The organism is Zavarzinella formosa DSM 19928 (assembly GCF_000255705.1).
GTDB lineage: Bacteria > Planctomycetota > Planctomycetia > Gemmatales > Gemmataceae > Zavarzinella > Zavarzinella formosa.
In genome coordinates this window covers 282,430-295,808 of sequence record NZ_JH636444.1, presented here as the reverse complement: position 1 = coordinate 295,808, position 13,379 = coordinate 282,430, and the positions used below count along the sequence as shown (strand labels likewise).

Sequence of the window (13,379 nt, the reverse complement as noted above, 5' to 3'; positions counted from 1 at the left end):
CCCCGCCGCAAGGGCTTGTGGGTTGTATGTGCGGCAGGGCCGCCCCCATCGTCCGGCGTGTTGCGAGCATCCATGCCGTCATGAACCTTCGGGACGCCGTAGACGAAGACGATCTGGCCGCCGCCCTTGCCCTCTGGGACTATTGCCAGCATTCGCTCATGTGGGCCTTTGGGGATTCGTCGGGGAACCGGGTGGCCGAGGACATTCGGGAATTCCTGAGAAGCCTCTCCGAGTTAGGAGTTACCCGTACGCAATTGATGCACCATTTCCAGCGCAACGTGACTTCTTCAGTGCTTACCGATGCTCTGCTTCTGCTCGAAAGACAACATCGTGTCAGGCGAGTTCGAGAGGACACGGGGGGCCGACCGGCCGAGCGGTGGTTCACCACGGAACCGCCAACATGCTGACCCTGAAAGAAATCCTCCTCAAACGGCGACAGGCCAACGAATCAAACGAAAGAAACGAAGAAACCTTGGGCGAAGCGACCCCATTGCCCCCAATCGCCGACCTTCCTTCGTTAATTTCGTTTAATTCGTCTTCGATAACCGGATGCGACATCGTGCCGACCGAGGGAATGTTCCGGGATGCCGACGGTTCCCTTGTGCATCCCGATTACCTGAAACTCCCGCCGGGCTTCTTGGACGAAGACCCGTTCGCCCATCTGGCAATCGCGTCAAGGAAGACAGGCCATCCGAAGACCTATGAGACGCTTTTGCATCTCTTGGACGATCTTTCGGAACGCAAAATCACGTTGCGTCGGGACGGCAACCGAATGCGGATATCCGGCTTGGCCACCACGGAGGACCGGGCGCACGTTGAATCGAATCAAGAAGCACTCGTGGAACTGTTCCGCGAACGAGAGGACATCACGGCCGCCGAATCGTCTCGTTGATGATTCTGGCGCCTGACTCGAAGTGATTAAACGAACCGGGAAGCCAAATCGCTTCCCGGATGACACAAACGGACCTGGCGCGCCCAGACGTGACAGGGTAAACTCAACTCATCCTTCCAACGAGGTATCTCATGGGAACAGTCTTTCGCAAGAAATCTCACCGACCAATTCCGGCCAATGCCGAGATTAACCAAGAAAAGGGCAAGACCTTGGCCCGGTGGCGGGTTCGCGGAAAACTCCGCACGGCACAGGTGACTATGGGCAAGGATGGGACTCAACGCATCGTGACTCAGGCGAAGACCTTCACGGCGAAGTATCGAGCCGCCAGCGGTGTCATTGTCGAGCGGGCGACCGGATGCCGCGACGAACAAGCTGCCCGTCAAAAACTGGCCGGTTGGATGCGAGAGCAAGAACAGATCGACGCCGGGGTTCTCGACCAAGGCAAACTCGACTTGGTGCGTGTGGGCGAATCTCTCTTGAGGCCGTTGATCGGAGAGTACGAATCCCATTTGGTCGCGTCCGAAGTTTCTGCGATGTACCGGAAGAACGTCTTGGCAGGGATTCGCCGAATGGCGACGGATTGCAAATTTCAATTCCTCAAAGACTTGAACGCGAATCCCGTCGTAAACTGGCTGGCCGGACAAGTGGGCGAAGGGATGAGTGCCCGTAGCCGCAATCACTACCGGGACTGCCTCATCGTCTTTGGCAACTGGTGTGTCGATCACAAGAAATGCCTTGCTGCCAATCCGTTCACCCAGTTGCCCAATGCAGACCGGAAGACCGACCCACGCAGACCAAGCCGGGCACTGACAGACGATGAACTCCAACGGCTCTTGAAAGTGGCTTGCGAACGACCGTTGAACGATGCGTTGACCATTAGGCGGGGGGAGCGAAGGGGAGAACTCGGGGCAAAGATCGGGGACGGCGAAAGGGAACGCCTGACGGACTTGGGACGGGAGCGGGCGTTGATCTACAAGACGCTCGTTCTCACCGGACTACGCAAGAACGAACTGGCTTCGCTCACCGTCGGCCAGTTCAATTACGCTCCGGGCGGGTCATTCCTCACGTTGAAACCAAAGGACGAGAAGAACGGCAAGGGGAGCAAGATCGAACTGACGGACGACTTGGCCGACGACTTGGCCGGGCGTGTGCGTGGACGCCCGTCGTCGGCCAAACTCTTGCGATTGCCGTCAGGTTTGATCTGCATCTTGGACCGGGACTTGAAGGCCGCCGGAATCCCGAAGATTGACGACCGGGGAAACCATGTTCACCTTCACGCCATGCGGAAGACGACTTGCACCATGTTGAACAGGGCCGGGGTTCCGGCCCGTGTCGCCCAGAAGATCATGCGACATTCCGACATCAGACTGACAATGGAGGTTTACACCGACGAAGGGCAATTGGATGTTCGGAGTGCCTTGGATCGAATGCCGCAAGTCACGATGCCGGGAAGAGGAATCCAACTTCTCACACAAAACGAAGCCCACAGAAATTCGGACGCACCACCGGACGCACCAATTCCATTCAATGTGGGTCTTTTGGTGACATCTCCCGGCATGAATGAACGAGTATTCGATTCTTTGGGGAGTGTTTCGAGAATTGACGCAACCGCCTACCCAGTCAACGAAAGTGCCCCGCTGACATCGTGTGACATCAGCGAGGCTACATCAATCAAGCCAAAGGGCGAAAACTCCGCGACTTGGACTCGAACCAAGAACCGTCCGATTAACAGTCGGATGCTCTACCATTGAGCTATCGCGGAATGTGCGTCTGATAGTCACTTTTCATTGGCGATTGGTTCGCTCAACTTCCATGATTTTCGACCGCAAAACTAAGATAGGTATCCGTCCGGGGGGCAGCAAGAGGGAACGAAGCCAGTGAAAAAATTTTTCCAAACCATCCCCGTCACCGGCCTTTCCGGCGAAAATGGTGGGTGGAAAACCTCAATCAACACATCTGTCGTGGCCGTCACCGGTTTGACGCCCCAAATTCTGATGTTTTTGGATGTGGAGTGTCTTCTTCCAAATGTGTTCACGCAAGCCGATTGACGCCCTCGCTTCAATGAGCCGGCTCCCTCGGTAAAAACCCCTTTGTTCTGTCACTTTGTCAGTTTCCCCTTGATCCCCAACAGTCGATCAAGGGAATCCGCTGTTTGATAAATCAAGGCTTCGGGGTAATGCGAATACGGGTGAAAATACTCGAACGTGAGGAAACCCTTGTAACCCGTTTGGTCGAAGGCCTCCATCACGGCGGGCCAGTTGGTTGTGCCATCCAGAAGAGGGCGGAACGACTCAAGCGAGTAATCCGTGCCTTTCTTCGTGAATTCCTTCAGGTGGACGTTTTGAATCCGAGGCCCCAATTGTTTGATCCAGTGTTCCGGAAACTGGAACATCATAATGTTGCCCGTGTCGAAATGGACTTTCACGAATTCGCTCTTGAAATGATCGACAAAGTCAACCATCTCCCCCGGCGTCATCAGATAGCCGTTGAAAAAGATGTTTTCGATGTTCAGTTTCACTTTGAGTTTTTCCGCATCCGGCAACAGTTTGCCGATCACTTCGCGAGCTCGCTTGTCGCATACGTCGTTCGGCACCGGTTCGTAGTCGGTTCGCCACGGGATGTGAACGGCCCCCGGCACCACCAGCAGATTTTCGACGCCCAGATCGTGGGCCGCCTGGGTCATTTTTCTGGCCAGTTCAAACCCACGGGCGCGTTTGGCATTGTTGCTGTGAGTCAGAGCATAAGGCCAGAACAGGAACGAGCAGAGTCCGCTGATCTCGATGCCGATCTTGTCGGCCAGTTTGCGGATTTCGGCGTACTCCTTCGCGCCGCTCTTGGGTGAGAGGTCGTTGTCGAGATCGTAGTTGAGTTCGATTCCATCAAATCCGGCGTCCTTGGCGAGTCGCAGGCATTGCTCCAGATTCATCTTCTCCGGGTATGGGAACGCCCATTGGTTGATCGACTTTTTCATGGGATAACGCTTTGGTTCCGCCTTCTTTGGCTCATCGGCGAACACCCCATCGCTGGCAAAAAGGGTTGCCCCGGCAACGGCTGACATCACAAGCAGATCCCGACGATCAAGCGGAGAATATGGACCGGACATGGCAGGGTTCCCGGCAATTTGAGAGGTTTTCTGAAAACGGCGACATTCGTGCGGCCAGAAGAAAATTGATTGTGGCCTTCTCGTTCATCGCGGGCAAGCAAAAACCTGGCCGAAATGGGGCATCTGTGCCATCGGAAGAGTGAGGGGCATCATTCATCCGGCCAGCCATTTTATCCCAATCGCTCATTTGTTTGGACGTATTGAGAGGATGAACTCCTCATGTGAAGCCATTCTCTGGTTAGAAATGATTCTGCCAAACCATGCGGAACTGCCTCTTTTCACGCACACTAAACAGGCATTATTTGCTATAAAAATAATCATTAGTTTGATTTTATTTTTTACGAGCCAAGTGATTTTGTTCAGTATTGCCATACCAATTGGATTTGGCTTAAGAATTGCTCAATGTCTGCTCAATCTATGTGCCATTCTCAACTTTTCAGAAGACATTGGCGGGTGAGTTCCATGAGATTATCACTCACACGTACAACCATCGGAGCCCAAGCGACTCGTGGGGTGGCCCGTGGTCACTCGTGAAGATTTGATCGTCAAGTCACTCGGAACATGCCGGGTAGATTCCCCGCTGCTGCCCATTTTAGAGCAGCGGAAGCGAAGCTATTACAACGTTGATGAAAGTGATCGTGTCCTCTTCGACGACACCGCGTCGGCCCTTGTCGCCCACGGATCATCGCTTGACCAGATTCCAGGATTTGAACCGGCCGGACCGCGTCGGAAGATCTTCTTCGATCCCTCAAAAACTCGCGCGGGGATCGTGACTTGCGGGGGCCTCTGCCCCGGATTCAACGATGTGATCCGGGCCTTGGTCATGGAGTTGCACTTCCTTTACGGCGTCCGTCGCATCCACGGTTTTTGCAACGGTTACCAAGGCTTTATTCCCAAGTATAAGCGCCCGGTTCTCGAACTCACGCCTCAATTTGTCAGCCAGATCAACGAACACGGCGGCACAATTTTGGGCACGTCCCGAGGTCAGCAAGACCCGGTTGAGATCGTTGATTGCCTGGAACGAATGGGCATCAATGTTATGTTCGTCATCGGCGGCGACGGCACTCTTCGCGGAGCCCAGGCGATCAGTCGCGAGGTGGAGGCCCGTGGGGTAAAGATTGCGGTTGTCGGCATTCCTAAGACAATCGACAACGATATCATGTTCATCGATCAAAGTTTCGGGTTTCAGACAGCGTTCTCGATGGCGGCCGATGTGATCCAGACGGCCCACGCCGAGGCCAAGGCCTCGCCGAACGGGATCGGGTTGGTCAAACTGATGGGCCGGCACTCGGGCTTCATCGCCTGCTATGCCTCGCTGGCCTGTAATGACGCCAACTTCGTGCTGATCCCCGAAGTGCCCTTCAAGCTGGAGGGGGATCACGGTTTTCTGGCGACGCTCCGAAAGCGTGTGCAGGCTTCGGGGCATGCGGTCATCGTGGTGGCCGAGGGCGCCGGTCAAGATATGATGGGGAGCCACAACGGCGGGACGGATGCCTCCGGGAATTCCAAACTCGGCGACATCGGTGTCTTTTTGAAGCAAAAGATCACGGAAGATTTCACGGCGGCGGGGATGGAACTCAATCTGAAGTATTTTGACCCAAGTTATTTCGTCCGCAGTGTGAAGGCGAACCCATTTGATGCGGTTTACTGTCTGCGGCTGGCCCACAACGCCGTCCATGCGGCGATGGCCGGACGAACCGAGGTGGTGGTTAGCCGGTGGCATGGTCGGTTCGTGTTGCTGCCGATTCCGCTGGCCGTGCGAAACCGTCATGAAGTGGACCCGAATGGCGACCTGTGGTTGAGCGTATTGGAATCGACCGGCCAACCACCTGTTTTTGGGTGATGGGGACCGGAACACAAATTCGGTGATGAATGACTTTTGACCCACAGAAGGCTCTTGGCTCGGATATTCGTCTGCTCGGTAATCTGCTCGGAGAGGCAATCCGTCTCCTTGCGGGGGATGCCGCGTTTGATCTTGAGGAAGAAGTCCGCGCGGCGGCCAAGGAGTTGCGTGTCAACCCCTCGCCGGAGGCGGCGCGAGGACTACGCGACCGGCTTGGTTCTCTCGATCTTCCCGCTCTCCGGGGGCTTATTCGAGCCTTCAGCGTCTTTTTCGACCTCATCAACCTTGCGGAACAACAAGCCCGTGTGCGGGCGTTGCGTCACCGGGCCGAAAAGCCGGATTCCCGCCGGGCTGAGAATGCCGAATCTGCATTGCGGCAAATCGCCGGTCGGGGCATTCCGGCCGAAGAGGTGGCGGATCATCTGGCCCGCGCGATTGTCGTGCCCGTGTACACGGCCCATCCCAGCGAAGCCCGTCGACGGAGTGTGTTGGAAAAACTGGCGGCCGTCGCCCAACTTCTAGATCGTATTGAATACGGCATGCTCACGCCGACCGAGCGTGAAACGGCCATCGGAGCCATTGCCGAGGAAGTCGAGGGCTTGTGGCTGACCAACTCGGTCCGATCTTCACGTCCGTCGGTGCTTGACGAAGTCCGGCAGGTGCTCGGGTTGGTCGAAACCCGGTTGTTGCATGTCGTGCCGCAGGTCTATCGAAAATTAGAAACAGCCCTCAAAGGCGCTTATCCCAATCACGACTGGAATGTGCCCGCGTTTCTTCGTTTTGGATCATGGATTGGCGGCGACCGCGACGGCCATCCGAATGTCACGCACGACATCACGGCCGCCGCCGTCCGGCTGCATCAAGAAACCATTCTCAAGCACTACCTGAGCCGGATTGAAACGCTTGGCGGCAAACTCAGTCACTCGGCCCCGTTTGTCGAGGCCGGGCCTGAATTGAAGGCTTCGCTGGCGGCGGACGCGAAACTGTTTCCCGGTCTTCCGCCTGGCAAGGGGCAGGAGCCGTATCGGGCCAAGTGTCGGATGATTGCCGAGAAACTTCGCCGCACGCTGGAATACACCCGCACCCATGCCGCGGATTGGGGCGCCGAGAAACATGTGCCGCCGCCCGAGGTTTATGTCGGGCGACAAGGATTGCTTGCCGATCTGAAACTGATCGCCGAGGACGTTCGCCGGGTCGGCGCCACGGCAACCGCCAACGGGGCCATCCGCGACTTTATCCGCTTGGTCGAGGTGTTCGGGCTGCATCTAATGACGCTCGACATCCGCCAGCACAGCGGCCGACATGAACAAGCCATTGATGAGGTTTTGCGGGCCGCCTCGGTTTGTCCGAATTACTTGGAATTGTCGCCTGATGCGCGATTCACGTTGCTGGCGAAAGAACTCGAATCAACCCGTCCTCTGATCCCCGCCCATCTGCCCTTCTCCGCCGACTGTGTGGAAGTGATTCGCACGTTCCGGACAATGGCGGCGGTGCTTGAACAACATTCGCCGGAAGTCCTGGGCACTTACATCATCAGTTCGACGACCGACCCGGTTCATCTGTTGGAAGTGCTGTTGTTTGCCCGCGAAGCCCGGTTGTTCCGGCCAATCGAGGGCATCAGCCGCATCGACATTGTGCCGCTGTTCGAGGCTCTCGAACCGCTTCGCACCTCCCGCGACATTATGACGAAACTGTTTGAGTTGCCGGTTTATCGCCGTCAACTTGAGCTTCGGGGCAACATGCAGGAGGTGATGATTGGATATTCGGACAGCAACAAGGAAAGCGGTTTTCTTCAGTCGGCCTGGGCTCTTTATCGTGCTCAAGTTGACCTGACCGAATTGGGGCGTCGGGAAGGAATCGTCATCCAGTTCTTCCACGGTCGCGGCGGGGCGATTGGTCGCGGTGGCGGCCCGGCGAATTACGCCATTCTCGCCCAGCCACGCGGCACCGTCGACGGCCGGTTGCGGATGACCGAACAGGGCGAGATGATCGCCGACCGCTATGGACACCCGGCGATTGCCGAACGACATCTTGAACAAGTCCTTGATGCCGTGTTGCGGACGAGTTTTCCGGCCGACGATGAAAGCCCCGATCCGGCTTGGTTGACGGCGTTGGACAGCCTCGCCGAATCGGCCCGGCGAAACTACCGGGCACTGGTTTACGAAAACCCGGAGTTCCTGACGTATTTTGAACAAGCCACATGCGTCGGCGAAATCGCTGAATTGAAAATCGGCTCCCGGCCGGCCCGGCGAAGCGGCGCCAAAAGTATCGAACAATTGCGGGCGATTCCGTGGGTGTTCAGTTGGATGCAAAGCCGGCACACCCTTCCGGGATGGTTTGGTCTTGGCAGCGCGGTGACCGAATTCCTGAAGACCCATCCGAACGGACTGGCGATGCTTCGGGACATGTATGCTCGCTGGCCGTTCTGGCGAACATTGATCGACAATGCCCAGATGATTTTGGCCAAAGCCGATATGGTGATCGCCCGGCTCTATGCCGACTTGGTGAGTCAACCGGAGATCGCGGAGCGAATCTACGGCCAGATTGCCGCCGAGTACCGAAGCGCCGTCGATGCCGTTTGTCAGATTACCGGACAGACGGAATTACTTGAGAAATCGCCGGTGCTCCAAACCTCGATTGACCGGCGAAACCCGTATGTGGATCCGCTCAGTTTCATTCAACTGGTGTTGTTGCAACGTCTGCGTTCCGGCGCCGACGGCCCGTCGCGGGATGAACTCATCACCGGCGTGCTGGAAAGCATCAACGGGGTCGCCTCCGGGCTGAAAAACACAGGATAAGTCTGGGTGAATTTTCCCAGTCTGATGGTTCTCCATGAGTCAAGGACTCTGACTCGTTTGTTATTTGAAATTCTGTTCCTTTCACAGTCAACCATGATTCATACCCCAGAAGGTAACTTGGTTGGTGTTCATCGGATTCTCCATGCAATCGGACTCTCACCCGTTCTCGCCGTTGCCCCCGGTCGCCAGCGGCCTCTATCATCCTTCGTTTGAACGTGATGCTTGCGGTGTCGGCTTTCTCGCGGACATCAAAGGCCGGAAGTCGCATGCCACTGTTCTGGATGGTCTGCAACTGCTGCGAAACCTCCAGCATCGCGGGGCCTGCGGTTGCGACCAAGACACCGGGGATGGCGCGGGCATCCTGCTCCAAATGCCGGACCCGTTCTTCCGTGATGCGGCCAAAACCCTCGGTATTATCCTGCCGGGAGCGGGCGACTACGGGATCACTTTTTGTTTTCTGCCCACAGATGGCACAAATCGAAGTTCCTGTCGTCAAGTCATCGAAAAGATTGTGGGCGACGAAGGACAGACCGTTCTCGGCTGGCGGCCTGTGCCGGTTGATTCAAACGCGATCGGCTGGCTGGCGAAGTCGTCCGAACCAGTGATGGAACAATTGCTCATTGGCCGGGGCAAGGCAACGCCGACCGGTGAGGCATTTGAGCAAAAGCTCTATGTGATCCGGCGACGGGCCGAGCGATGGGCCGCGACACAGGGCGAATCAGCCCCGGCCGGATTCGCCATCGCCAGCAGCAGTTCCCGCACGGTCATCTACAAAGGGATGCTCAAGCCGGACCAGCTTGAGGCGTATTTTCCCGATCTGTCGCATCCCGGCATGGAATCGGCAATTGCCCTTGTTCATAGCCGATACAGCACCAACACATTCCCGCAATGGGCGCTGGCCCAGCCGTTCCACATGCTCGCCCACAACGGCGAGATCAACACACTCAACGGCAACGCCCACTGGTTCAAGGCCCGTCAGGCGATGATGCAAGGCGGGGCCTTGGGCGAAGACTTGCCGAAAGTTTTGCCATTGGAATTCGACGGTTTGAGCGACTCAGCCGTGCTTGACCGGGCGGTGGAGCTTCTGGTTCGTTCTGGCCGCACGTTGCCGCACGCGATGATGATGCTTGTACCGGAAGCATATGAGGAACAAAAACATCTTGATCCGTCGATTCGCGGCTTTTTCCAATACCACCGATGCCTGACCGAACCGTGGGATGGCCCGGCCAACCTGTCATTTACCGATGGCACGGTGATCGGTTCCATGCTTGACCGCAACGGCCTGCGCCCCGGTCGTTACGTCATCACGGACGAGCGGGTGATTGTCGCCAGCGAAGTCGGCGTGCTGCCGACGCCGACGGGAGAAATTCGGGCCACCGGGCGGCTTCAGCCCGGCAAGCTGTTCATGGTTGACACTTCCACCGGGAAGGTCTTTTTCGATGAAGAGATTAAGCTCCATGTGGCCGGACGCCAGCCATATGCGGATTGGGTCGGGCAGCATCAGGTTCAACTGGATAGCCTGCCGAACGCGACAGTTCCGGACTCGGATTTGACAACCCTGCGGCATCGTCAACATGCTTTTGGCTACACGCAAGAAGACGTGGCGCGTGTTTTGATTCCGATGGCGCAAGACGGCCAGGAACCGATCTCAAGCATGGGGATTGACACGCCGCTTGCGGTGCTGAGTGACCGCGCTCAACTCCTTTTCAATTACTTCAAGCAACTCTTTGCCCAAGTCACCAACCCGCCGATCGATCCGATCCGCGAGAAGGTGGTGATGAACACCGAGTCACTGCTCGGCGCCGAGACAAACCTGCTTGCGGAATCGCCCGAACACGCCCGTTTGCTTCGCCTCAAAGGGCCCACGCTTACTGATGAGGAACTTGCCAAGATTCGCGTGCTGGACCGGCCGGGGCTAAAGGCCCGCACACTCAGCACTCTGTTCGACAAGAACGGGGGATTGGAGACGGCTCTCGAAAAATTGTGCAATGACGCCATGGAGGCGGTGAAAGACGGTCACACCGTCGTGATCCTTTCTGATCGCGGGGTGGATGCCGACAAGGTTCCGATTCCATCGCTGCTGGCATCGGCGGCTGTGAATCATCATTTGATCCGGGCCGGATTGCGGATGCGTTGCGGATTGATCGTTGAAACAGGTGAAGCACGCGAAGTTCATCATTTCGCCCTGCTCGTCGGGTACGGGGCCGCTGCCGTCAATCCGTACCTCGTGTTTGAAACTTATCGGGGTCTTGCGGCCGAGGGGATGCTCGTCGATGCCAATGGCGCGGCGTTCGATCTGGCGAAAGCGTTCAAGAATTACACCAAGTCGATTGACGCCGGTTTGTTGAAAGTCTTCAGCAAGATGGGCATCAGCACCCTGATGAGCTACCGAGGGGCGCAAATCTTTGAGGCGATCGGGCTGAGTTCTCAACTCATCGACCGATACTTCACTGACACGCCAAGCCGTATTGAGGGGATTGGGTTGGCCGAGATCGCCCGCGAATCGCTGACTCGTCACGCCATCGGCTTCCCCGGCGACCCGGATGCGGAATCCCCGGATCTCGACACCGGCGGCGACATTATGTGGCGCCGTCGTGGCGAACACCACATGTGGAACCCGGAGACCGTCCAGACGCTTCAACACGCCGTTCGCAAGGACAGCCGCGAAGAGTACGACGCATTTGCCAAAGCCGCGAACGACGAGAGCCGACGGCTCTGCACGATTCGCGGATTGATGGATATCAAAGTGGCCCGCAAATCAATCCCGCTGGAATTGGTGGAACCGGCCAAAGAGATCGTTAAACGGTTCTTCACCGGCGCGATGAGTTTCGGCAGCATCAGCAAAGAGGCCCATGAAACGCTGGCCATCGCATTGAACCGCATTGGCGGGCGAAGCAACACCGGCGAAGGGGGCGAAGATCCGATCCGTTTCAAGCCCGATGGCAACGGCGATCTGCGAGGCAGCGCCATCAAACAGGTGGCCAGCGGCCGGTTCGGCGTCACCGCAAACTATCTGGCGAACGCAGTTGAAATTCAGATCAAAATGGCCCAAGGCGCCAAGCCCGGCGAGGGGGGACAGCTTCCCGGCCACAAGGTTGACAGCGCCATCGCCAAGACGAGATACAGCACACCGGGCGTCGGGCTGATCTCCCCGCCGCCGCACCATGACATTTACAGCATCGAAGACCTGGCCCAGCTCATCTTCGATTTGAAGAATGCCAATCCGCACGCCGAGATTTCCGTCAAGTTGGTGGCCGCGGCCGGTGTTGGAACAATCGCCACGGGAGTCGCCAAGGGATACGCCGATCGCATTCTGATTAGCGGCGACTCGGGCGGCACCGGCGCCAGTCCCCTTTCCAGCATCCAACATGCGGGCGTCGCTTGGGAACTTGGGCTGGCCGAAGCCCAACAGGTGTTGGTCCGTAACGGGCTTCGTGGCCGCGTCCGGCTTCAAACAGACGGGCAGATCAAGACGGGCCGCGATGTCGTCATTGCCGCGTGCCTCGGTGCGGAAGAATACGGCTTTGCAACGGCCCCGTTGATCGCCCTTGGCTGTGTGATGATGCGAAAGTGCCATCTAAACACTTGCCCGGTCGGCATCGCCACCCAAGACCCAGTATTGCGGGCGCAGTTCGCCGGCACGCCGGAACATGTTGTCAATTATCTGTTCTTTGTGGCCGAGGAAGTGCGTGAATTATTGAGCGAGATGGGTTTCCGCACCCTTGATGAAATCGTCGGGCGTCCCGATTTGCTCACCCCGCATGATCTGTCGTGGCATTGGAAGGCGAAGCATCTCGATCTGATGCCATTGTTGGAACGGCCAAAAGTCGCGCCGGGCACGCCGTTGCGGTGTGTCGAACGGCAACCGGACATCCTCGCCGAACAACTCGATTGGGAGTTTATCCGGGCGGCCAAAGATGCGGTCGATCATCCGCGACGACTGCAATTGTCGCTGCCGATCTCGAACCGAAATCGAACAACCGGGACATTGCTGAGTTATTTCATCACTGAAAAATTCGGCGAGACCGGCCTTCGGGAAGACACCATTGACCTGCGATTCACCGGTACCGCCGGTCAAAGTTTCGGGGCCTTCGTCACCCGTGGAATCACGCTGCGACTTCGCGGCCAGGCGAACGACTATGTCGGCAAAGGGCTTTCGGGCGGCAAGTTAATCGTCTCCCCTCCCGTGGAAGCCGGATATGTCGCGGAAGAGAACGTCATCGTCGGCAACGTCGCGCTTTACGGTGCAACAGCCGGGGAAGCCTATTTCCGTGGCCGGGCGGGCGAACGCTTTGCCGTCCGAAATAGCGGGGCAAAGGCTGTCGTCGAGGGGATGGGCGATCACGGTTGCGAGTACATGACCGGCGGCATGATCGTCGTCCTTGGCAGCACCGGCCGGAATTTCGCGGCCGGGATGAGCGGCGGGTTGGCCTATGTCTACGACCCGCATGGCACCTTCCGCGAGAATTGCAACTTGGAAATGGTCGATCTCGTACCGGTCGAAGAATACAAGGATGTCGGACAGTTGAGCAATCTCATCAACCGGCACGTCCTGTACACCGGGTCGGTCATCGGCAACGAGATTGTCAACGACTTCGGCGCGGCCATCGGGAAGTTCGTGAAGGTCTTCCCGAAGGATTATCGCCGGGTGCTTGAACAAAGCCGGGCCGTCCAACGACAGTGGGAATTGGTCAACGCATAGTGAAGTGGTTAGTCGGCGGCTTGATCGAAACAAGAACAACA

General features: G+C 57.3%; 6 protein-coding genes, 1 tRNA gene and 2 pseudogenes. 7 read left to right on the top strand and 2 right to left on the bottom strand.

Translation table 11 applies throughout. The features are described from left to right. The 3 genes and pseudogenes from BGIM_RS66055 to BGIM_RS68390 form a co-directional block, all read left to right on the top strand. Positions 1-407 (top strand): annotated as a pseudogene (locus tag BGIM_RS66055) (hypothetical protein); the annotation flags it as partial. Further along, positions 401-892 carry a hypothetical protein gene (locus tag BGIM_RS66050; protein ID WP_193789021.1) on the top strand — a complete coding sequence of 164 codons (492 nt, stop codon included), beginning with the start codon at positions 401-403 and terminating at the stop codon, positions 890-892. The pseudogene BGIM_RS66055 and the gene BGIM_RS66050, both read left to right, overlap by 7 nt. A 131-nt stretch (positions 893-1,023) precedes the next feature. Next, a pseudogene (locus BGIM_RS68390) lies at positions 1,024-2,271 on the top strand (tyrosine-type recombinase/integrase); the annotation flags it as partial. Positions 2,272-2,582: 311 nt separating this feature from the next. Here BGIM_RS68390 and BGIM_RS0130165 read toward each other — a convergent pair. Further along, positions 2,583-2,654, bottom strand: a tRNA-Asn gene (locus BGIM_RS0130165). A 336-nt stretch (positions 2,655-2,990) separates the two neighbouring features. Next, complete coding sequence (locus tag BGIM_RS0130155) at positions 2,991-3,995, bottom strand: sugar phosphate isomerase/epimerase family protein (RefSeq protein WP_020473407.1); 1,005 nt, start codon at positions 3,993-3,995, stop codon at positions 2,991-2,993. 139 nt (positions 3,996-4,134) lie between these two features. Here BGIM_RS0130155 and BGIM_RS0130150 point away from each other — a divergent pair, with 139 nt between their 5' ends. The 4 genes from BGIM_RS0130150 (at position 4,135) to gltB (ending at position 13,338) form a co-directional block, all read left to right on the top strand. After that, complete coding sequence (locus BGIM_RS0130150) at positions 4,135-4,452, top strand: hypothetical protein (RefSeq protein ID WP_020473406.1); 318 nt, start codon at positions 4,135-4,137, stop codon at positions 4,450-4,452. Between the two features lie 63 nt (positions 4,453-4,515). Beyond that, positions 4,516-5,838: an ATP-dependent 6-phosphofructokinase gene (locus BGIM_RS0130145; protein ID WP_157369530.1), complete on the top strand. Its 1,323-nt coding sequence runs from the start codon at positions 4,516-4,518 to the stop codon at positions 5,836-5,838. Between the two features lie 29 nt (positions 5,839-5,867). Continuing rightward, positions 5,868-8,636, top strand: coding sequence for a phosphoenolpyruvate carboxylase (gene ppc, locus BGIM_RS0130140; RefSeq protein WP_020473404.1), 2,769 nt, complete (start codon positions 5,868-5,870; stop codon positions 8,634-8,636). A 142-nt stretch (positions 8,637-8,778) separates the two neighbouring features. After that, positions 8,779-13,338 carry a glutamate synthase large subunit gene (gene gltB, locus BGIM_RS0130135; protein WP_040890952.1) on the top strand — a complete coding sequence of 1,520 codons (4,560 nt, stop codon included), beginning with the start codon at positions 8,779-8,781 and terminating at the stop codon, positions 13,336-13,338. Positions 13,339-13,379 lie beyond the last annotated feature (41 nt).